17 protein-coding genes are annotated in these 21,233 nt (G+C 48.6%); 4 read left to right on the top strand and 13 right to left on the bottom strand.

Features of this window, described 5'->3' with window-relative positions; genetic code table 11:
* Position 1 precedes the first annotated feature (1 nt).
* The 4 genes from VB712_RS15625 to VB712_RS15610 form a co-directional block, all read right to left on the bottom strand.
* Positions 2-895, bottom strand: a complete 894-nt coding sequence (locus tag VB712_RS15625; RefSeq protein WP_323256363.1) for a methyltransferase domain-containing protein — start codon at positions 893-895, stop codon at positions 2-4.
* Between the two features lie 96 nt (positions 896-991).
* Positions 992-2,254: an ABC transporter ATP-binding protein gene (locus VB712_RS15620; protein ID WP_323256361.1), complete on the bottom strand. Its 1,263-nt coding sequence runs from the start codon at positions 2,252-2,254 to the stop codon at positions 992-994.
* A 217-nt stretch (positions 2,255-2,471) separates the two neighbouring features.
* Entirely contained in the window at positions 2,472-3,056 is a 585-nt protein-coding gene (locus VB712_RS15615) for a Uma2 family endonuclease (RefSeq protein ID WP_323256359.1), read from the bottom strand.
* 77 nt (positions 3,057-3,133) lie between these two features.
* Positions 3,134-3,736, bottom strand: coding sequence for a TetR/AcrR family transcriptional regulator (locus VB712_RS15610; protein WP_323256357.1), 603 nt, complete (start codon positions 3,734-3,736; stop codon positions 3,134-3,136).
* 188 nt (positions 3,737-3,924) lie between these two features.
* On the opposite strand from VB712_RS15610, the gene VB712_RS15605 reads away from it, so the two are divergent.
* Together VB712_RS15605 and VB712_RS15600 are read left to right on the top strand one after the other, a co-directional pair.
* Positions 3,925-5,247 (top strand): efflux RND transporter periplasmic adaptor subunit, encoded by a 1,323-nt coding sequence (locus tag VB712_RS15605; RefSeq protein ID WP_323256355.1) that lies wholly within the window; start codon positions 3,925-3,927, stop codon positions 5,245-5,247.
* Between the two features lie 91 nt (positions 5,248-5,338).
* Positions 5,339-8,491 (top strand): efflux RND transporter permease subunit, encoded by a 3,153-nt coding sequence (locus VB712_RS15600; protein WP_323256353.1) that lies wholly within the window; start codon positions 5,339-5,341, stop codon positions 8,489-8,491.
* A gap of 97 nt (positions 8,492-8,588) precedes the next feature.
* Here VB712_RS15600 and VB712_RS15595 read toward each other — a convergent pair whose 3' ends face one another.
* From VB712_RS15595 to VB712_RS15585, 3 genes are all read right to left on the bottom strand, one after another.
* Positions 8,589-11,213, bottom strand: coding sequence for a MinD/ParA family ATP-binding protein (locus VB712_RS15595; protein WP_323256351.1), 2,625 nt, complete (start codon positions 11,211-11,213; stop codon positions 8,589-8,591).
* Positions 11,213-11,662, bottom strand: a complete 450-nt coding sequence (locus tag VB712_RS15590; protein WP_323256349.1) for a hypothetical protein — start codon at positions 11,660-11,662, stop codon at positions 11,213-11,215. The genes VB712_RS15595 and VB712_RS15590 overlap by 1 nt, the downstream gene beginning before the upstream one ends.
* Positions 11,663-11,885: 223 nt before the next feature.
* Complete coding sequence (locus VB712_RS15585; protein ID WP_323256347.1) at positions 11,886-15,074, bottom strand: plasmid replication protein, CyRepA1 family; 3,189 nt, start codon at positions 15,072-15,074, stop codon at positions 11,886-11,888.
* Positions 15,075-15,656: 582 nt separating this feature from the next.
* On the opposite strand from VB712_RS15585, the gene VB712_RS15580 reads away from it, so the two are divergent.
* Together VB712_RS15580 and VB712_RS15575 are read left to right on the top strand one after the other, a co-directional pair.
* Positions 15,657-16,685: an AAA family ATPase gene (locus VB712_RS15580; protein ID WP_416236363.1), complete on the top strand. Its 1,029-nt coding sequence runs from the start codon at positions 15,657-15,659 to the stop codon at positions 16,683-16,685.
* Positions 16,682-17,191, top strand: a complete 510-nt coding sequence (locus VB712_RS15575) for a hypothetical protein (RefSeq protein WP_323256343.1) — start codon at positions 16,682-16,684, stop codon at positions 17,189-17,191. Before VB712_RS15580 ends, VB712_RS15575 begins: the two co-directional genes overlap by 4 nt.
* A gap of 74 nt (positions 17,192-17,265) precedes the next feature.
* Here VB712_RS15575 and VB712_RS15570 read toward each other — a convergent pair whose 3' ends face one another.
* The 6 genes from VB712_RS15570 to VB712_RS15545 all read right to left on the bottom strand — a co-directional run bounded on the left by VB712_RS15570 (position 17,266) and on the right by VB712_RS15545 (position 21,170).
* A complete protein-coding gene (locus VB712_RS15570; protein WP_323256341.1) occupies positions 17,266-18,237 on the bottom strand; it encodes a GAF domain-containing protein in 972 nt (323 codons plus the stop codon).
* A gap of 114 nt (positions 18,238-18,351) precedes the next feature.
* A complete protein-coding gene (locus tag VB712_RS15565; RefSeq protein ID WP_323256339.1) occupies positions 18,352-18,660 on the bottom strand; it encodes a DUF3181 family protein in 309 nt (102 codons plus the stop codon).
* Positions 18,653-18,907, bottom strand: coding sequence for a hypothetical protein (locus VB712_RS15560; protein WP_323256337.1), 255 nt, complete (start codon positions 18,905-18,907; stop codon positions 18,653-18,655). The genes VB712_RS15565 and VB712_RS15560 overlap by 8 nt, the downstream gene beginning before the upstream one ends.
* Positions 18,908-18,969: 62 nt before the next feature.
* Positions 18,970-19,866 carry an S-layer homology domain-containing protein gene (locus tag VB712_RS15555; protein ID WP_323256335.1) on the bottom strand — a complete coding sequence of 299 codons (897 nt, stop codon included), beginning with the start codon at positions 19,864-19,866 and terminating at the stop codon, positions 18,970-18,972.
* Entirely contained in the window at positions 19,850-20,419 is a 570-nt protein-coding gene (locus tag VB712_RS15550) for a hypothetical protein (protein WP_323256333.1), read from the bottom strand. Before VB712_RS15550 ends, VB712_RS15555 begins: the two co-directional genes overlap by 17 nt.
* A gap of 157 nt (positions 20,420-20,576) precedes the next feature.
* Positions 20,577-21,170, bottom strand: a complete 594-nt coding sequence (locus VB712_RS15545) for a hypothetical protein (RefSeq protein WP_323256331.1) — start codon at positions 21,168-21,170, stop codon at positions 20,577-20,579.
* Between the last annotated feature and the right edge of the window lie 63 nt (positions 21,171-21,233).

Genomic DNA, 21,233 nt, shown 5'->3' with positions numbered 1-21,233 from the left:
CTTATATTTTCCTGTAGTTTTTCAGTTTCGATAGTAATTTTTTCCCTGTTTCTAGGGGGTGTTTGAGCCAATACTGGAGGCGAAGAGAAGCAGGGTTTACAAAATTTTGATATTTTTGACGAAAGTTATAAGCTTTTTGAGAGCGTTGTTCCAGACGACGCAATTTTTCCCAATCTAAGGCAATGTCAGCAACTTTTTGATAAATAGCGCCATGACCTCCTGCACATTCTCCGAGGTACTTAAGCCCCATTTGGTTTGCAAATTGATTGAAGGTATAATGTAAATGAAAGGTTGTAGGAATATGACATTTTATCACGGGAAGAAAACAATTGGCAAGGATTAACCATCCTTGATTGCGCACCTGTGAAATCATCTCAGCAAGCAATTTTAATGGATCATCTGTATGCTCTAAAACATCAGTACTAATTAAGCAATCATATGTTTCCCGACAATACTCAATAAATTGAATCTGCGGGAAAATTTGGGATTTTTGCATAAAATAAGGATGGGGATAGGGTTCATAAATATCTACTCGCTGCTGGGGATTCACTTGGATAATGAAGCGAGCAATTACACCACTTCCTCCTCCAAAGTCCAAAATTCTGGTAATGTCAGAATTTTGCCCTACCCAATCAGCGATGGCATTACGATGTTGCACAGAAACAGGGTCGGTTTCTGTAAATAACCCATTCAGTAACCAGATCGGATGTTGATAAAATGCTTTGAGATTCTCTGCATCTAAAAACCTATTGTCACAACCTAATTCATCCCAAACTTGATCCATGAGATACCAAATATCAGTTAATTCTAAAGGACGATGGGAAATTTTTTGTAACAAATCATTTAAAGTATGCTGTTCTTCAGCGGAAAAATTTCTAAAATCAAAGTCTACCATGGTTTTGTTGCATTATTTTTGAGTATTACGCTATAGCGGTTTTTCAAATAATGAGATGCATTTTAGCGCCAATCGGTCTCTTTGGGAGATGAGGAATTAAACATTGACTTGCCATTCACAAAATGTAGCAAATACACAGCCTCTATCAACATCTTCATTATACATAGAAAAATCCGAACCAAAATCTAAAATTGTAAATGCACACACATCCGAAATGCTTTCAAGATGACGCACATTGGGAACATGAAGATATAAACCAAAATGATAAGAATTCGGCTGTAAAAAGTTGGAAGGAATCCGAAAGATTAAATCAAATTCTTCTATTTTTAATCCGATTTTATCTAATGGGTATTCTGATGTCAAAATCTTTCGCCCTTGTCGATCACTTAAAACCAAGCAAAAGTTAGTATTCCTAACCCAACTTAATGCCCTGATTCGACTTTTTAAACAAATAGCTTCATTGTGTGCGAATTGTTTTTGAGGTTCTCCCAACTCATTAACCGTTTCAGCACTAAAAATATAAACTTCCTTGTTTGTCAAAGAAGATTGAGACATAAAACAATTACTACCCCCTTTGTTTAAGGATTCAAGATAAGCATTGATAATATTTTGAGGTGAACCTTGTTGAATTAAAACTCCATGATGCAACCAGAATGCATGGTTACACAGTTGATTAATCATTCCCATTTGATGGCTGACAAAAATCACGGTTCTGCCATCTTTACCCACGGTTTCCATTTTACCTAGACATTTTTTCTGGAATTCCGCATCTCCTACCGCTAAAACTTCATCGATTACTAAAATTTCTGGTTCTAAATGGGCAGCAACAGCAAAGGCTAAACGCACATACATTCCAGAAGAATAGCGTTTAACGGGAGTGTCTAGGAATTTTTCAATTTCAGCAAAGGCAACAATTTCATCAAATTTTCGCTCGATTTCTCGGCGAGTCATGCCTAAAATTGAACCATTTAAATAGATATTTTCTCGTCCAGTCAGTTCAGGATGAAATCCAGTCCCCACTTCTAATAAACTCGCGACTCTACCCTTGAGCGTAATTCGTCCGGTAGTGGGTTCGGTGATGCGGCTGAGGATTTTCAGGAGGGTAGATTTTCCGGCTCCGTTACGGCCAACAATACCAACGCGATCGCCTTGTTGAATCTCACAGGATAAATCCTGTAGGGCCCAAAACTCCTCAATTTCAGGATGAGCAATCCTTTGCCGGGGATGTAACAGTCGTTTCCTCCACTGTTTAACGCCATTAGCCATCGCATACCGTAACGCATAGTGATCGCGATCCGGCCGATGGTTCAGCAGATACTTTTTACCCAGATTTTCCACACGAATGGCAAAGTTGGACATTGGGTTAACGGTCAAGAGCCATAATTTTTCTCCTCTATGATATCGGTAAATGCTCCTTCTGTCTGATGTATTGTCCTCACCCTCTTGGGGAAGGGAGTTTAGGGTGAGAACTATACCTCACTAGTGCTAAAATGTGATATATGAATTCACCGAATCAGCTGTGATAGTGAGCAATCACCTTTTTGCCCACACCGGCCCACGGGGCGATCGCCGCTCCTCAAGGCTCACCCATCAACTCAACATCCTCATAAATCAACCCCAGAGGACAGCGAAAATTGATACTGCTTAGTTCTAACTCGGCATCCGCTCCCTCCTCAGGATAAGCCGTTAACTCCCACTTGCCCGCTGCATTTTTGGCATAACGATCAATTTTTACCTCCGTGGCATCAATTAAAATATACTCGGTTAATGTGGAAATTTGGCGATAAAATTGAAACTTTTTAGAATAATCAAATGCTGCGGTACTGGGTGACAACACCTCAACAATTAAGCAAGGATAACAAATTGCTTCAATGGCGTGGCGATCGCGCTGATCACAACTCACCACCACATCGGGATAAAAATAGGGGCCTTGTTCGGAAACTTTAACTTTGGCATCGGACATTCTGACTTTGCAACCTTTGTCCCGTAAAAAAGGCCGCAGTAAGCTCGTTAAATTGACAGCAATATCATTATGGGGTAATGTCGCGCCGGTCATTGCATACACCTCACCCTGAATATATTCATGCTTTGCGGGTTGCTCGGCTTCCCAAGCCAGATACTCTGCTACCGTCATTCCAGCCGATTGAACCTGTGCAATCATCATCCTTCTCCCGCTAGAGCAAACTTACTGCTGATGATCCTACCAAAAATTGAGAGATTCCATTTTTTCAGTATATTTTAGTGACGAGTACTGCCCTCACCCACCAAAGCATCCCGGAGTAAAAAATCGAAGGCGCGGCGCATATATGCTTCAATGCCTTCATCTTCGGGCTGAAACAAAATTAAACGGTAGAGTAATCCTGTCATTAAATCGCAGATCATCGCCAGATCGAGATCTTGGGTCAGTTCCCCCCGTGCTTTGGCGCGATCGAAAATCACCGACACGGCCCGACGACGGGGTAGCATATATTTTTGCCAATAAATTTCGGCAAATTGGGGACTCGAAGAGGCCAAACTAATGATCATCGCGAGGGTTTGTCGCCCCAAGGGAGAGAGATCCGTTTCGACAAAATGTTGATGCATGAGATCTAAATCGCTGCGGATCGCCCCGGTATCAGGAACCACCAACTCCGGGCGGTGATGCTCGATCGCCACGGCGATTAATTCTTCCTTATGGCGATAACGGCGGTAAATCGTCGTTTTGCCCACACCGGCCCGCTGGGCGATCGCCTCTATACTCAAACCGGCATAACCCACTTCCCCCAATAAATCTAGAGTTGCCTGCAAAATAAACTGATCCAGTTCAGGATCACGGGGGCGGCCGGGGGGGGTTGGGGTCATTGACGGAGAGGTTTAGATACGGTACGGTATCGTAATTAACATCATAGTTTTTTCCGCAGCGCGAATCGCCCCTTTAAGGATTAGAAGAGAGGAAAAAGCAGAGGGGAAAGAGCAAATTTAGACCTCACTCCTCACTTCCTACTTCTCACTCCCTATTTCCCACTTGTCCATCCCCTAGGGTGTTGTTTATGACCAATTCCGATCTGGCCCATCAGCCTCTACCGCCTCCCCAGCGGGGTATCCGTTGGGTCGCTCTCATTACTGCTGCTCTCCTGCTCACGGGCCTGGGCATCGGCTGGCGATGGTGGGCAGGACGTAAACCGATGCCCACGGCGATGGGTCAACCCCAAGGCCAGGGGTTGCCGGTGCAGTTGGAAACTGTGACCCGTGACACGATTGTGGACTCTACGGATTTTGTTGGCTCTTTGGAGGCGGCTCAGGTGGTGGAGGTGCGGCCGGAGGTGACGGGGCGGGTGCAGCGGCTTTTTGTACGGGCGGGCGATCGCCTCGCTGCCGGTGCGCCGATTGCGGAATTGAAACCCGATCGCGCTGAGGCCAATTTAGCCAGTGTGATTGCCAGTATTAACGCGGCCCGGGCCTTTGAGAGTAATGCGCGATCGCAATTAGCGGCCCTCGAAGCCGATCGCATTGCCCTGATTGCGGAGGTGGAGTTAGAGAATGAAAACTATAAACGGGTGGAATTTTTGGTGAAAGAAGGGGTGTTTACGGCCCAACAGTTGGATCAGGTGGGGCGCGATCGCCAAGTGGCCCAAGCCAATTTAAAAGCAATGGAACAGCGAATCATCGCTGCCCGCGCCGCCGTCCAGGAGGCCCAAGCCGGCCTCAACGCCGCCCAAGCCAACGCCAACCGCGCCACCATCGAATTGGCGGAAACCGTGATTACCGCCCCCTTTGCCGGTGTGGTGGGGGATATTAAGGTTAATCCGGGGGATGTGGTGCGGGATACCGATACCCTCACGACCCTCACCCAAAACCAAATCCTCGACCTGCGGGTCTCGATCCCCATTGAAAAAGCGCCAGAGTTGCAAATTGGCCAGGTTGTAGAACTTACCACCGAAGAAGGCAACATCCTCAACACCGGCCAAATTAGCTTTATTGACCCCAACGTCAACCCCAACCAACAAACCCTCCTGGCCAAGGCCACCTTTGCCAATGGCGGCGAATTCCTGCGCAATGGCCAGTTTGTGCGAGCGCGGCTAATTTGGCGCACCGATCCCGGCATTTTAGTCCCCACCGTCGCCATTACCCGCATGGCCGGCGAACCCTTTGTCTTTGTAGCGGAAGCTCCAGGGCCAGAGGATGAAGTCCCCCCCGGTACAGAGCGCATTGCCCGTCAAAGGCCCGTCACATTAGGACGCTTACAGGGCGATCGCTACCACATCATTTCCGGTCTAGAACCCGGCATGGAAATCGTCGTTTCCGGCATCCTCAACCTCACCGACGGTGCGCCGATCATGCCCATGCCCGATGCCTCGATCACTGCCCCCTAAATTTAAGGCAAAAGGCAAAAGGCAAAAGGCAAACAGAAATTTATCGTACTTCCCACTCCCCACTTCGTACTTCCCACTCCCTACTTCTCTTATGTTCGCCGAAACCTTCATTAAACGTCCGGTAGTGGCGATTGTTTGTGCGGTGATTATCGTCCTCCTCGGTGCGGTGATTATTCCGACGCTACCCATTGCCCAATACCCGCAGATCGCGCCGCCCCAGGTGCAAGTCAGCGCCAACTACACCGGAGCTAGTGCCGAAGTGGTGGAAAATACGGTGACGAATATTTTGGAGCAGGAAATTAACGGCATTGAAGGGATTCGCTATATTTCTTCCTCCAGTAGTAACAATGGCAACAGCACGATCAATGTCACGTTTGAAGGCGATCGCAAAATTGATTTAGCCGCCATTGATATCCAAAACCGCATTTCTACGGTTCAAGCCCGCCTCCCCGATGTGGTGCAGCGTACTGGTGTGAGTGTCACCAAACAATCCAGCGGTTTTTTGATGGCTTTGGGCCTCTATTCCCCTGGAGGAACCTATAATCCAGCCTTTTTGAGCAACTATGCTGATCTCTACATTGCGGAGGCTTTGAAGCGGATTAAGGGGGTGGCGGGAATTGAGATTTTTGGGGAACGCCGTTATGCGATGCGCCTTTGGGTGGATCCCCAGCGGTTAGCCAGTCGGGGCTTGACGATTCAGGATGTGGTCAATGCCGTGCGGGAGCAAAATGTTCAGGTGGGGGCGGGGCGTTTGGGCCAACCGCCTAATGATGGCCAACAGCAGTATCAACTCGATCTCGAAGCCTTTAGCCGGTTTACGTCGGTGGAAGAGTTTGAAAAATTGGTGTTGGCGACGAATCCTGAGAATGGCAATCTTGTGCAGTTTGATGAGGTGGGCCGGGTGGAATTGGGGGCCCAGGACTACAGCACAACGCTCCATTTTCGGGGCAATACGGCGGCGGGGTTAGGGGTTTCGCAATTGCCGGGGAGTAATGCCTTAGAGGTGGCGGCGGCGGTGAAGGCGGAAATGGCCCGCTTGGCGGCGCAGTTTCCGCCGGATTTGGAGTATGCCATTGGCTTTGATACGACGGCTTTTGTGGAAGCCTCGATGACCGAGGTGGTGAATACGCTGATTGTCTCCATTGCCCTCGTCGTCTTGATCATCTTCGTCTTTTTACAGGATTGGCGCACCACCTTAATCCCAGCCCTGACGATCCCCACCTCGTTAATCGGCACCTTTATCTTTGTGCGGGCCTTTGACTTTTCCATCAATACCCTCACCCTCTTTGGTTTGACCCTCGCCACGGGGATGGTGGTGGATGATGCCATTATTGTTGTCGAAAATATTTTTCGGCTGATCCAAACCCAAAATATGCGACCGATGGAGGCGGCGATCGCCTCGATGCGGGAACTGACCGGGGCTGTAGTGGCCACCTCCTTGGTGTTAATGGCGGTGTTTATTCCCGTGGCCTTTTTTCCCGGCTCCACGGGCGCACTCTATCGTCAATTCGCCCTCACCATTGCCTTTTCCATCGCCGTTTCCACATTCCTCGCCCTCACCTTTACCCCCGCCATTTCTGCCCTGTTGTTACGCTCCGGCCAGCGCCCCCCCTGGATCCTGCGGGGCTTCTTTAACGTTGTGAACTGGGTTCTGGACAATTCCCAACAGCAATATGGGCGATCGCTCCGCACCCTGATGCGGTTCCGGCTCCTGATCGTGGGGGTGTTTATCGTCGCCTTGGGCGCAACGGGGGTAATGTTTACCCTTGTGCCTTCGGGGTTTCTCCCGGAGGAAGATCAGGGCTATTTTGTCACCTTGATTCAAGCCCCTGAAGGGGTTTCGCTCAACTACACCAATGATGTAGTCTCCAAAGTAGAAGCAGAATTGTTGAAAATTCCCGAAGTAGAAGCCACCTTTGCCGTTGCCGGGTTTAGCTTCACCGGCAGCAGTGCCAACAATGGGATTATTTTCGCCCCCCTTAAGCCCTGGGCAGAACGGCAAGGGCCAGGGCAATCGGTGCAGGCGATTATTGGCCAACTGTTTCCGAAATTCATGGCCATCACCGAGGCGCGGGTTTTGCCCCTCAATTTGCCCCCGATCCAAGGCTTGGGAACCTTTGGGGGTTTTGCCTTTCAACTCCAAGACCGGCGGGGGGTGAACGACCTGAATACCTTGATGCAAACGGCTTGGCAGATGATTGGCCAAGCCAACCAAACCGCCGGCCTCCAACAGGTGTTTACCACCTTTGCCGCCAGTACCCCCAAGCTAGATATTCAAATCAATCGCGGTGCAGCGAAGGCAATGCAAGTGCCAATTGATGACCTATTGCAAACCTTGCAAACATCCGTTGCTTCTCAATATGTCAACGACTTTACCCTAGGACAACGGAATTACCGGGTTTATGTCCAAGCCGATCAGAACTTTCGCGCCCATCCCGATGATTTAGACCGGTTTTATGTGCGATCGCAAACGGGCCGCCTATTTACCGTCGGCAGCCTCGTCAACGTTCAGCCCAGCACCGGAGCGCAAACCATCAACCATTTCAACCTTCACCGCTCCATTGAAATTACCGGCTCCGCTGCTCCGGGGCAAAGTTCAGGGGAGGCCATTACCCAAATGAGCGAAATTGCCGCCCAAATTCTCCCCCCCGGCTTTGGTTATGAATGGTCTGGCACATCCGCTGAAGAAGTGGAATCCGGAGGGCAAGCTCCTTGGATCTTTGGCTTGGGGTTAGTGTTTGTTTTCTTGGTTTTAGCAGCCCAGTATGAAAACTTTTTCGACCCTTTTATCATCATGCTCGCTGTTCCTTTAGCGATTTTGGGGGCATTATTAGCCCAATCAGCGCGGGGCTTAATTAATGATGTTTACTGTCAGGTTGGACTAGTGATGTTGATCGGATTAGCCAGTAAAAATTCGATCCTGATCGTCGAATTTGCCAACCAATTACGGGCTGAAGGGATGTCCCTGATCAATGCCACCATTGAAGCCTCCCAGGAACGACTCCGGCCCATTTTAATGACCGCCATCTCTACCCTCTGTGGAATTTTCCCCCTCGTGATTGCCACCGGAGCCGGGGCCGGTAGTCGTCAATCTTTAGGAACAGCGGTTTTTGGCGGAATGTTTGTGGCCACGTTTTTAACGCTGTTTATGGTTCCCGTCTTGTATGTGGTGGTGATGTCATTACAGGCCCGCTTATTTCCCACCTATGCCGCGCCCCCAGCCTCTAAATTTGAGCATCATTAACCCTGGCGGCAGAGCCGCCGTAAGCCCGTGCCACGGCAGAGCCATGGCACGAGGACAAATATTTGCTTCATAACAATTACTGAAAAATGAAAAATAACTATTTTCGCTGTCCCTGTTTGCGCTTAACCCCAAACCCATAAACATATAAATCAGCGACAGCATAGCCATAACGCTTTTTATTCCTTCTTTCAGCGATTAAGCCAATTTGCTGCAATCTTTTTAAGAAGCTTTCAAAAGTCCAATGAGATTGATTAGCAATAATATCTCGACATAGCGGCTCTAACTCTTCTCTATTAAATAAAGAACTTAATTCATTCATGCGCTTAAAAAATGCTTCAAATTCTGGATGCTCATTTTTGATCGCATCACACCGCTCCTGAGAAGCAGCTTCCAAACCCTTAGTTAAAGAGTTCCAACCTAATAAACGATTGTGAGCTATATTTTTGGTTGATGCTGCTAATTCTACCTCTCTGGCTGTATTCAGTAAAATATTTAAAGAACGCGGATAAGTGTTGTTACTGGCATCAGTTAACCGGGAATACACCCATTGAGACACATAAGCATTTTTGCCCTTTTCAACCTTCAAACCCCATAACGGTGCTAATGCTTGACGTAAAGCTTCTTCAGGGGCTTCATCAATTTCATTATCTGCCAGAGGTAAGACGCGGTTAGAAAGCATTTTAAAATCGATAGACCCGCTAATCGCTAAACGATAAGCTAAACGTAAAAAATCGATTTTTCCCCACTGCAATAACAAAGTACGGGCTTCACCAAAGTGACTTTTATTCGTAAAAATTAAATTACTCCAGATATCTTCTCGTAAAAATATTTTAAAGCGAATATGATATAACCCTTGATTATTGAGATCATAAATTAGACGCATCAGCCCACCCAAGGCTGCTTGTTGCCAAGGACTATTTTCTTGAATATCCTGATCTAAATCATCATAAAGTAACCAGATTTTTCGTGCAAGTTTACCCAATGACTGATCATAGTAACTTAAAACATCTCGACAACAGGAATTTAAAGCTTCATCTGTGACAAATTCAACCAGCTTATGAGTATGTTTTGCTTCCCAAATATTGTACTGATCTAGAGAAAAGTTGTATTTTAATCGAGACAGCAAACTTTTAAATTTAGCCTGCTTTAAGATTTCCATGAATTCAGGAATTGAACGATAAATCTGAATAACAGCGTAAGCCCGCCATAACGATAACCAATCTTTTTGATGTTCATCAAGCTTTTGGTGAATTTGAGCAAAAACATCACCTGTAGGTCTAAATTGATCACTATTGCCATGGCCTGACAATAGGGTTATATTTTCTAGCCGACCCCGCGCATACTTTTCAGCATTTTGACGATGCTGAGTAAATAAGGTGTAGAGCGTTGACTTACCTGTCCCTTTTCGCCCTCGAATCACCCAAACAGCATCATCTAAGCAGCGCTCAAAATCAGTTGTCTTTTGAAAAATTTTATCAAAATCATTGTCTAAAATACTAGCAGCATCACGTTCTGAAAAGGACAAAGATCTGACTAAATTTAAACGGTTAGATGTAGTAATGAGTGCGTCAGCTTCTAAAACACTACTTTTTTCTAGTAAGTAATTAGCAATGGGAGCATAGTAAGGCAAAGCAGTCTCAACTGGAAATTGAGTAACACCTGCGATATTCGGATGATAAGGAATTTGAATCAATTCTTGTTGTTGATCATTAGTTAATGCTAAAGATTTTTTTATATTTTCAACCAAATTAGTACCAATGATACCTTCAGGAACAGGAGATAACACTAATTTAACATCAGCACGACTCAGTTCATTTAAGGTGTTTTTAATAAAACGAACACCTTCAGCATTTTGTTCACTAGGATATAAGACGATAAAAATATCATCTGCCAGCCCTAACAACGTGAAACCGCCCCATTCATTAAGTCCTGTGCGTGCGTCAATCAGCATGATATCAGGTTGAAACTGCTCCCAAAGTTCCCGCTCAAACTGCAACCATGGATCATCAGTTTTATCAAAAAGGTGTGTGGTCGTCAACAGCGATAATCGCTGCACATATCGCCGCCCAATATTTCCGGCAGGTACAACAAACAAAGGACGTTTAGAATGTGAATCGGTCACGCTATAGATAATGCCTTTGTCGCCTCCTAACTCAACTTGAGGTTGATGATCTTCATTGAAAAAACAAGTTTGACGTTCCCATAAATAATCGACTAAACCTACTTTTGAAGTGACTTTTTGAGCAGGGAGTAAAGTATGTAAGCCAGGTGCTTCAACATCCATATCAACAATAACAACTCGCTTGCCAGAACGGATGAGTTGAAAAGCAGTTTGGATCAATGCCGTAGTTCTGCCAACTCCCCCTTTATAAGAATAAAATACGACACGCTTGATCCGATGACTGTTTTTTTCAGAAAAAGTTTTGCCCGATGCTAACATATCCACAGCTTTTTGCCATGATGTCGGAATATCATTGTTTGTATCTGATAGTGCTATGCCCTGCTCGACTGCTTCATCAGGATTGTATAATTCAATGATACCAGCGGATAAACCAGCTTTTTGAATTAAGGGTTCAACCTCTTGCAATCGCTCTGCTCTACTCTTTCCATTAAACTTTTCTGAAATAATGGTTAACAAAACAAAACCACCATCTCCAACATCGAGTTGAAAATTATTGGAGAATGTATTTTTGAGTTCTTTTCGTAATGTTGAGGCATTCATTATATATTCACCTCATTCTTTTCTAGCCAACCATGAACATAGTCAAAGCTCTTTTTCCACTCATCTCGCTGAACAGATGATGCCTGAGCTATATACCGTAAACCGATATAATCAACGTTGCTTGCACCGAGAGGGTGACTAATGCGGCTTAGATGCTCTAGGAATTGTCTATTAGACTTTGCTAATTGGTATAAGTGTGGCATATGGCGTAGGGCTGTTATTAAACCATGTTCTGGATTTTTTATCTGCTGATCAAACATAGAGTCTTTTTCTCTACGACTCTTTTGATTCCATTCACTAATTTGATGATAGACAGTGAGCAATGCCTTGAGACGACACTCAATACTGATGCCTCCTAAATGTAAAGCTGCTATATTGTGATCTTTTAGCTTCAGTAAAACTTCAGCGTCTTTTTTTCTTTCCAAGCATACAACAGCAAAATCTTCCATAGCCTACCCAGATACTACAAACGCAAGAAGCCATAAGCTTTTATAATTATAGCGTTTTCGCGATTCATGGGAACTTTACTTCCCCTTTTTTGCGCCGAAGGTGCATCTCCACAGGGGATTGAGGGGCATCTCTGTACCCCATGGCTCCAAAATTCCTATAATTTAACAAAAATCAGAGTTTTTTGAGGATTGCTATGCCAGTGATCACGAGAGGAGGATCGCTCTAAGCAAACAGGCTTAATTGTTCATAGGGTTGAGGGAGATCAATCACGCCATCATTTTGGCTCTGGGCTTCCCCGCTGATCCCTTCTGGGGGTACTGTATCCCGTTGTAACCAGGTGGTGAAGACTGCACCTCGGCTATCTTGGGGGGCTGCAATTTGGTAAACCCGGATGCGTTTGGTGCGGCTGCGTTTGGTTTTGCCAGGGATTAACACCCCCTCGCATTTGACACAATTCACGCCATAGCCCAATTTTTCTAAACAGCGGCGGATAATTAAAATCGGGCTGGCATTTTTGGGGATGCCAATGCCGAGGGCGGCTTTAATAAAGGTGCGGTTGGCGATCGCCACCCCCTGCATCGCCACCAAATCCGGATCCGTATTGCGTAATAAGCGATCGCCTTGAGCCAGTAACCGCCCAATCCCCAACAGATCCAACACCCCAATTTTCGCCCCCAATTGCGAGCGGTTAAAATCCGGGGCAAAAATTGCCCCATCCCCCTGCAAAATCATCGCTTGGGCTAACTGAGCATCCCGTTCCGTGAGATGGGCGCGGCCTACGGTCAAGTAATAATGCAAGCGCAGTTGCGGATACCAATCCTGATCATCTCGCTCCACCAATTCCGGCGTAACGGTTAGGCCGTACCGTTGGGCTAGATCATACTTGCGGACTTGGCGGCGTTGTTCGGGGGTTTTGACCAGTTGTTTTTTGAGGGGTTTGTAGTCCGCTTCTGTGAGATCAGCGGCGGCGGCGATCGCCTCACATTCCTCGCTATAGTTGCGATCGCGCACCTCTGCAATGGCCGCCCCTAAGGAAGGAGATTCCTCCACCTCAACAGAGGGAGCGAGGGCTACCGCCTCCGCCATGGGGAGGATGTGATGGCCCTCCCGTTGCAGGCCGAGTAAGACTTGATCCCGATAGTGAGCCATGGCCGCATTGACCCGCACCGCGAATTGCGCCCAACAGAGCAGCGATTCCGCCTGAAATCCCGTTTCCACATCATCCAACGTCATCAGATCCGACTGTTGCAGGAGGCGAATATTCACCTGGGTAAGCCGTTGGCCCGAATCCAGCAATGAGGCAATGGAGGTGGAACCATTGCCAACGGTATTAAACCCAAAGGGAGCCACCCAAAGATAACGGGGCAAATTTTCCCGCACCCGGCTCAGGGCCTGACGGACGGAGTTTTCCGCCTGCACGCCTTGGGCGATCGCCCACACCGACGTAAAATGTCCCCGCAAATCAATACTCACCCCCGTTTCTAAACAGGGGCTAGTCAACACCACATCATATTGAGCCAGCACCTGATCGAGATCCCCCATAGCCGTTGCCGCTGGATGGGTGGCATCGGCCAAGGATTCAGAATCAAGGCGAAGAATGTTCAAATCCGGGAACTGTTGCCGTAAATAAGACTCCAAGTTGGACGTTCCCCATTGACTTTTCACCTTTTGGGCCGAAAGGCAGACAAAAGGCCGGCCCCCATGGCGGATATGTTCCTCTAAATCCCCCAGGAGGCGATCGGGGTTGGGGTCGGGGTAATGGTGGACTTGCCAGGCTTCCGTGGTGGGTTGCCAATGGTTTTCGACAATCCAGGGGGTCAGTTCCACCCCCGCTAGGGCCATCAGGTAATCCAGAGACACATCACTAAGATCCGCATCCGCCACATAAACTTGACCCTGACCCCCTAACACGTTCTGCATCAAGGTTTTGAGAGATTTTAAAATCGCGACGCGGTTGCCTTGGCAGGTGCTGGAGTTGAGGCCATGCCAGAGGACTTGCTCCACTTCATCAAGGATCACCACACCATCGCGCCAATCGGCGGCGTTAAAGCTGGCTCTGGCGTTGGGGTGGAGGGAATCAATACAAAGGCCATAACCGAGGTTAGGGGTTAGTGATGAGGGGTTAGGGGTTAGTTGGGTTTTCTTGCTATCCACTACCCCACTACCCACTACCCCACTACCCACTACCCCACTACCCACTACCCCACTAACCACTACCCCACTACCCACTACCCCACTACCCACTACCCCACTACCCACTACCCCACTACCCACTACCCCACTACCCACTACCCCACTGTATTGGAGGCCGAACCGTTGACAGAGGGCTTCGACGAGGCGCACCCGATGACCGATCACCAGTACCCATTTTTGTTGGGCGATCGCCTCCTTGACAATCCTTTCCAAAAGCTGGGTTTTCCCCGTCCCCTTGGGGGATTTCAAGCCGATCAGCCGCGCTTCGGGGGGGATGGCCAGGGGGGGCAGATAGCGATCATTCAGGGTAATCTGGGCGGGGTATGTGAGTTGGGTGAACGTCGTCGCCTTCCAACTTTCAAAGGGCAAAGCTTGGCCATAGGCGGCCTCAAAAGCGGCGATCCCCCCTTGGGCAATCAAATCATCCACCCCTTTACCCTGATGATGATCCCAAGTCACCACCCGCACCTCACAATTTTGTTGCCGCAATAGATAGGCGGTTTGGCGAATCGCCCCATTCACCGCTTGGATCGTTTTCGGTTTGCGGTCTTGGTCGAAAACGATGTAGATGGGGCGATTTTGGGCTAAATGGGCGAGTTGGGGAATGAGGCGCGATCGCCCGATCCGTTCCCCCGCTGCATTGCGGGGCGTGCGATAGCCGCCATTCACCCCCGGCAGGGCAATGGCCGCAAACCCAGCGGTGAGCAAGGCCCCCGCTTTTTTGGCCCCTTCGGTTAAACAGAGGGGAATTTCCGGATGAGCCGCCAACCATTGCCAAAAACCATTCTCCGTTGGAGAGGCTACGCCAACAGCGTCCTGGGAGGGGGGATCGTAGGGCTGATCATAGCGCTGGGCGATCCCTTCGGCGAGGCGATGGGGAACCCGCAGCGCAAATACGCCGGTTTCCGCTTGGGGGGGATGTTCATATTTAATCACCTTGCGCTGATCCGCCGTTTTCCGAGGCGCAACGGGTTTAAAACAGCCCCATAGATCCTCTTTCCCCGTGAGTAGGTCAATCCCCGAACACCACCAGCCCCCTTCCTCAATGTGTTGATAGCGGCTGAGGATGCGATCGCGCAGTCGGCCATCATTGCGGCGGGGCAGCGTTTCCGCATACAGGAGATAATCGTAGGAACTGCTACCCGCGAGGGGACGGACATTTAGTCCCGTTAATTCAGCATCAACCCCACTAGCGGCCCATTCTTGTAGGTGATTCATGATGCGTCAACTCCCTCGATAGCAATGCGGATTTTAATCCTACGCTATATCTGGCGTTTACAACGCATTTTTTAGAAAAAAACACTAAATGTAGAGTAAGTTTCGTTTGATGAGACCATAGAGAGGAGGGCGATCGCCCCAGGTTTGACCCGTGGCGGTTGGGTTGAGGCCAAACATCCCGGCGCTAGTCGCTACACCCGATCCCCAGGGATGGGTTGTGTTAGTCTAGCTTATTTTCTAACCTACCTTGCAAAAAAGGGAGGCTAGGGGTTGCGCCGGCCTCACGGGGTTTGGCAGTGCAGCAATTCTCATTATGAGCATGGTCTTCGCTGAAGCACTTGTTTTTGAACACTTTAATCGCCCGAAACTCCCATTCTGCTGTCCAAAGAATCGGGATCGAAAGCTTCAGAATTTCATGAATCTAGGACATACGTTCTAAAATGAGAATTGCTCTTGGCAGTAGGCTATCATTAGATCTGAATCGGTAAAAGTTGTAAAATTTCTGGTATCCAGTCGAGTCAACTTTCCCAAATTTTCTGAAGACCCAATAAAACTGAGTCGCCAAGCCTTTGAGGATCATCGATGTTAAACAATATTGAACTCAGAAACTTTGGCCCCATTCATCAACTTGAATGTAACAATCTCGGCCAGATCAACCTGATCATTGGTCGCAACGGCACGGGCAAAACCATCTTGCTAAAATCCCTCTACAGTGCCATGCGAACTGTCGAAGCCTACCAGCGAGGTCACGAGCCTCGCACCGCAGCGGAAATTTTAGCCGATAAGCTGTATTGGACATTTGAAGCTGAAAAAATTGGTGATTTAGTGAGCAAAGGGGCTGATCTTCCTTTACGGTTTAAATTCTGTCTTGATGATTGCCTATTTTTCTATGAATTTGGCAAAGATACCACCAGAAATATTTCTAAATTAGAAAATCACATCCCTAGCCGCAACAGTAACTCGATTTATTTACCTACTAAGGAAGTTTTATCCCTACATCAAAATATTTTACAATCCCGTGACATCTATAAAACCTTTGGATTTGATGATACCTATTTAGACCTAGCCCGCGCTCTGCAACAACCTAGAATGAGAGGCAAAAATTATCAAGAATTTGCTCATTCCCGCGCCCAACTTAAAGATATGCTTGATGGCAGAGTGGAGTATGATCAAAAATCAGGACGTTGGCAATTTAAAAAAGGGAATCAAAAATTTGCCATTGGTGTCACCGCAGAAGGCATTAAGAAAATTGCCATCTTAGATACTCTGCTGGGCAATCGTTATCTTGATCCCCAATCGATTGTCTTTATCGATGAACCAGAATCAGCATTACATCCCATCGCAATTTCTCAATTCCTTGATATTATTGTCATGTTGGCAGAAGTCGGTATTCAATTTTTTCTTGCGAGTCACTCCTACTTTGTGATCAAAAAACTATATCTTGCGGCCCAGCAGCGGCAAAATCTATCCATTGTGATCCTTTCTGCTGACGAGTCTAGCAGCGGTGAGCAGTGGGATATTGCCAACTTAAGGGAGGGCTTACCCACGAATCCCATTATTGACGAATCGATCCGCCTCTACCGAGAAGAAGTGAAACTTGTCCTAGAATGACCACAGAACCGATCATTGAATCTGGCATGACTTTTGGCCCCTATCCAGAGGGTTACTGCTTCCATATTGAAAAAAGTAAAATCTACAAAAAGATTCAAAAAGATGTCAAAATAGCTGAATTTTTGCTCTATCGTGTCAACAAAAAAGATCAGCCCATGGTGTGGATTATTGAAGCAAAATCCAGTTCACCAAAACCCACGACTCAGCCAAATTTTGATCATTTCATTCAAGAAATCAAAGAAAAGCTTTTTAATACGCTCTTTTTGTGTATTGCGATTAAATCAAAGCGTCATGATCCATTCACTGAAAATCCTGAATTCTTCAATAATATAGATCTTGAAAAAACGAGTTTTCGTCTCATCCTGATTATTAAACACCATAAAGACGAGTGGCTAGCACCGCTAAAGGACGATATTGAAAAGGTACTAATAAAACCCATTATCAAATATTTGGAATTTACCATCCTTGCGCCTATCGCTTTCTGTTCTCAACGATGCCCTTGCTAAAGAGCAGGGCATTATCCAATAGCTCCCTTTTTTAAGCGGTGTTTTTTGCGTGACTTTGAGAAATGCGATCGCCCTTACGCCAAACTCAAAACCCCAATAATCACATACTTCCCATAGAACTTCGTGCGCGTGCCGTAGGCTTCCACGCTGACGAGGCGGCGATCCTTGCGCTGGCCTTGGAATTGGCAGGCTAACACGGGGTTAAACCCTTGGAAACATTGCTGCATCTGTTCGGCAACTTGGTGATAGTTTACCGTTGCCACCAACTTTAAAATTGATTCTAAAATCACCAACTCCCCAAACTCATAGCCGAAAATCTGGGCTACTCTGGGGTTGGCGTAGAGGAACTTACCACTGTCGGCAATGATGAAAATTCCCGTTTGGGAGAGGTCTTTGCCTTCATCCTCTGGGTTTTGCTCATTGCCGCCTTTGTTCTCCTGCTTTTGATGCTCCAACATATAGAGCCGGGCATTGTCCAGGGCTAGGGCCATTTGGGTGGCGCACATTTCCATTAATTCCGCGAGGGCGGGGGTGAAATGTTGGGGTTCGGGGTGGGTGAGAGTGAGGATGCCAAGGAGGACTTTACCCCGCAGGATGGGGACGCAGAGGGCGGAGCCGACGATGTAGGGTTGGTTGGGGAGGGTCATCCACCGTTCATCGGTGCGGGTGTCGTCGATGCGGCCCGTTTGGCGATGGCGGACGACCCAACCGGCAAGGCCATCGTTGAGGACTTTACCAATCAGATCGTCTCGCTGTTCACGGATGGTTGCCCCCCGTGCGAGGATGCTTTCGGTGACAGCACCGTTCCCATCGAGGAGGAAGAGGCTACTTTCTTCAGCGGATGTGAGTTTGACGGAAACTTTGATCGTTTGCAGGAGCATGGAGCGCAGCATCAGGCGACCTGTGGCGGCTCTGCCCATGGAAACGAGCGATCGCACCAGTTGATCCTGGGCATCAAAGGCCAGCTTAACTTTGTTGAGATGCTCTGATTCTTGCCTGAGCCGCTCTACTTCTTGGATGAGTTCTTCTTTTGAGAGTTCAGACAAGGTGCGATCGCTCATCGGCCCATTCCCCTATGGTGTTTAACTTGCATGATTGGGAGAGGACGGCCCCCGCGTTGATCCGAGCTTGACAACATTTTAAATCCGACGCAATTCTGCCTATAACTTGGCTTGATATTCTTCCAAAGCATCCATCAAATCCACCTGACAATGGACGGGCAACAAATCCAAGAGGGGAATTTCCCGCTGGCCACCACCGATTTTGACGGGGATTTTGGCCAAAATATCGGTGACTTGCTCCTCCTTCACGGGCCCCTTGAGTAAGAGCGGATAAAGCTGTTGGGCAACGGTGGCATGGAGTTTGGCATCGTTGAGATAAAGATGCCATTTGGCAATGTCGATATAGGCCGCGCCGCCGATGACACTGGCCAGGGCTTCGATTTCGGCGGTGGGGTTGGAGTTAGGCATCGGAGTTGAGGGAGTAATCGGCGATCGCCGCAATATAAATCAAATGGGCTAATAACACTAAAGCCCAAACCCCTGTCACCCATTTTGCCCAAGGCCAAGCCGCTTGGCGCAGTTCATAGAAAAACCACAGGCCGGAGTTGCTGGCTAAAAATCCCGCCACATGGACAGCAAAGGTCATCCGATCATCAAGGCGGCGGTATTCAGGATCGGTTTGACGATCGGGTTTACGGGGCCAACGGGGAGGCATGGGAGATTTTGAGCATGATAAAACTAGACCCCTAGTGTAGCGCGATTTGGGGCGGGATTTGCTCAATTACTGGGAGGGGCTTCCGTGGAGTTGGCGGGAGCATTAGGGCGGATCGCCTCTGCCGCCGTCATTCCCTCCCCTTGGAAGCCAAAAAACCAGAGGGCTGCCGCTGCTTCCCCTTGGGTGACAGGGCGTTTGGGTTGGAATAATTTCGTATAACCAAAGGCGCGGCGCAAATTGGCGCGATCGCCATTGTCATAATCCACCAACAACGGCGCGAAGGTCTGGGGATCAATTTGATCCCGATCCTGAAAGCCCCAAGTTTGCTCCACCGCTGCCAAAGTTCCCTCCGGCAATGTACCCCGCCGGTCTAAAGGCACTTTCCATTGAATCAACATTTCCCGCGTCAAGGGGGCATCAGGTTGAAATAGCGTTTGCGTCCCCCCATTGAGCCGTGAAGGAATCACCCCCGCCTCTGCTAACCCCTGAATCATCGGGAAATCTGGATGAGTTACCGGCACATCACTAAATAAGGGTGTACTCACCGCCGCAGCGGGGCGAATCTGCTGGGTGGGGCGGTCTACATAAAAACGGTTATAGGTTTCAAACAGCCAGCGGGCAAAGGTACGGCGGGGAATGGTTTCATTCAAGGCCAGATCCGCCGGGATCGTCCCCAACGTGATTAAATCCTGGGCCCAAGGGCCGAGTTCTGAGGTTGCTGCGGGGCTAGGGGTGGGTTCCGGGCTAGGTTCTGGGCTAGGTTCTGGGCTAGGTTCTGGGCTAGGTTCTGGACGCGGGCGGGGTGTTGGGGTGGGTGGGGCTGGCTCCTCTAATAGTTGGGGATCGGGGGCAAACCAGCGTTGAGCGGTCGGATCACCCGCACAGGCCGTTAACCCTCCCCCCATCAGGAGGAAGGGGAACAATCCCCAGAGTAAGACCCGTTTACAGATCTGTGCCAAGGGTGCTATTGGGGGCAGGAGTGTAGATTTCACGGGGAAAATCTTCTGCATTAATACAGGTGGCGATCGCATTTTGCGGCTCCAACGTCAATTGGCCACTCAACCCCACTACACAAGCGGAATAGCGCAGGGGCAAGAGGCTACGGCGACAGTGATCGAGGGTGGATAATGCCACTTCATCGAGGGTTGTCCCCTCCGTCAGTTTCGGCACAAGCACATCACGATGAATATCCACCACACATTGCGCCAACTCCACCGGCCGCCGCACCCGGAAGCAGGAATACAGGGCATTTTGAGCCGATACCGGCGTGAGCGTATCAATGCCCACCACACAGTTAGAAAGATCCGTCGGCTCCAACGCCATGGCACAGGCGGCTTTCGTCTGCTCCACCCCTAACCCAACACGAATCAGATCCGCCGCACATTGTTGGAATTCCAAGGATTGATATTCCCGACGATAGCGGGAGGGGGTTCGGGCTGTGGCATCCAGGCTAATCAGGGGAAAAACCAGGATCGTACTCAGGGCTAAAGTGCGTTTGAGAAAACCTTGCATGGTACGGCGATCGCAGGATAAGAAGGGCCACCCTCCAGTAAAGCATAATTACCCCCTTTGGGGAGGGAAGGATTGAGGAGTGAGAAGTGAGAAGTGAGAAGAAAATCTCAATTCCACTCTCTCCTCTCTTCTCTATCCTCTTTGCTTCCCAAAGAACCTAGGAACACAAAGAAACATTCGTGCCGCCCTCTTGGCCCCCCGAAATCCAACCGGCAAAAGGCACAGAAATCCGTAACCAGAGGCGACTTTCCGCATCCATGACAGTTTCCCCTGTCAACGTCATCTTCATGCCCTGATTTAAACCCCCCACACGCGGCTCTGCCCCCACCGCTGGCCGGGGGCGCACCGCCAATTCTAAATTGGCCTGACGACACATCCCAGCAGTGAGATTAGTCAGGGTTGGGTGTTGGGTAAAGGTGGGCCGGGTGGCAATGGGCGTACAGAGGGTGAGGTGACGGGCGATCACAAACCCCGCCACCGGCTCACTAATAGGAACCCAGCCATTACTCCCTACGCCGGTAATTTTCACCTTCGTTTCTGGGGCCAACGTTGCCAGAGTTTGACTGGTTGCCGATACCGAAGCCTCAGACAGGACATCCACGGTGCGATTGGTTTGGCGACAGTTGGGATCAGTGGCACTCACCGCCGCGAGGGTCAGGCTGGGCGCTGGTTGTGTCAGGGTTTCGGCCAAGGTTGCCGAGGAAAAACTACTGGATATTAACAGGGCGATCAATGCAGCTTGCGTGTTCATAAAATTATCTAGACAACAAAATTTCTGCCTCTAGATTAACCCGCAAGTTTGATTTTCAGGGTT

The sequence above is a fragment of the Spirulina sp. CCNP1310 genome (genome assembly GCF_034932185.1).
In the GTDB taxonomy this organism is placed as follows: Bacteria; Cyanobacteriota; Cyanobacteriia; order Cyanobacteriales; family Spirulinaceae; genus Spirulina.
This window is presented reverse-complemented; position numbering and strand designations above follow the sequence as displayed.

Excerpts from the sequence above, each read along its gene's own strand:
- VB712_RS15625 (WP_323256363.1), bottom strand. The coding sequence starts at position 895 with ATGGTAGACTTTGATTTTAGAAATTTTTCCGCTGAAGAACAGCATACT.
- VB712_RS15620 (WP_323256361.1), bottom strand. The coding sequence starts at position 2,254 with ATGTCCAACTTTGCCATTCGTGTGGAAAATCTGGGTAAAAAGTATCTG.
- VB712_RS15615 (WP_323256359.1), bottom strand. The coding sequence starts at position 3,056 with ATGATTGCACAGGTTCAATCGGCTGGAATGACGGTAGCAGAGTATCTG.
- VB712_RS15610 (WP_323256357.1), bottom strand. The coding sequence starts at position 3,736 with ATGACCCCAACCCCCCCCGGCCGCCCCCGTGATCCTGAACTGGATCAG.
- VB712_RS15605 (WP_323256355.1), top strand. The coding sequence starts at position 3,925 with ATGACCAATTCCGATCTGGCCCATCAGCCTCTACCGCCTCCCCAGCGG.
- VB712_RS15600 (WP_323256353.1), top strand. The coding sequence starts at position 5,339 with ATGTTCGCCGAAACCTTCATTAAACGTCCGGTAGTGGCGATTGTTTGT.
- VB712_RS15595 (WP_323256351.1), bottom strand. The coding sequence starts at position 11,213 with ATGAATGCCTCAACATTACGAAAAGAACTCAAAAATACATTCTCCAAT.
- VB712_RS15590 (WP_323256349.1), bottom strand. The coding sequence starts at position 11,662 with ATGGAAGATTTTGCTGTTGTATGCTTGGAAAGAAAAAAAGACGCTGAA.
- VB712_RS15585 (WP_323256347.1), bottom strand. The coding sequence starts at position 15,074 with ATGAATCACCTACAAGAATGGGCCGCTAGTGGGGTTGATGCTGAATTA.
- VB712_RS15580 (WP_416236363.1), top strand. The coding sequence starts at position 15,657 with ATGTTAAACAATATTGAACTCAGAAACTTTGGCCCCATTCATCAACTT.
- VB712_RS15575 (WP_323256343.1), top strand. The coding sequence starts at position 16,682 with ATGACCACAGAACCGATCATTGAATCTGGCATGACTTTTGGCCCCTAT.
- VB712_RS15565 (WP_323256339.1), bottom strand. The coding sequence starts at position 18,660 with ATGCCTAACTCCAACCCCACCGCCGAAATCGAAGCCCTGGCCAGTGTC.
- VB712_RS15560 (WP_323256337.1), bottom strand. The coding sequence starts at position 18,907 with ATGCCTCCCCGTTGGCCCCGTAAACCCGATCGTCAAACCGATCCTGAA.
- VB712_RS15550 (WP_323256333.1), bottom strand. The coding sequence starts at position 20,419 with ATGCAAGGTTTTCTCAAACGCACTTTAGCCCTGAGTACGATCCTGGTT.
- VB712_RS15545 (WP_323256331.1), bottom strand. The coding sequence starts at position 21,170 with ATGAACACGCAAGCTGCATTGATCGCCCTGTTAATATCCAGTAGTTTT.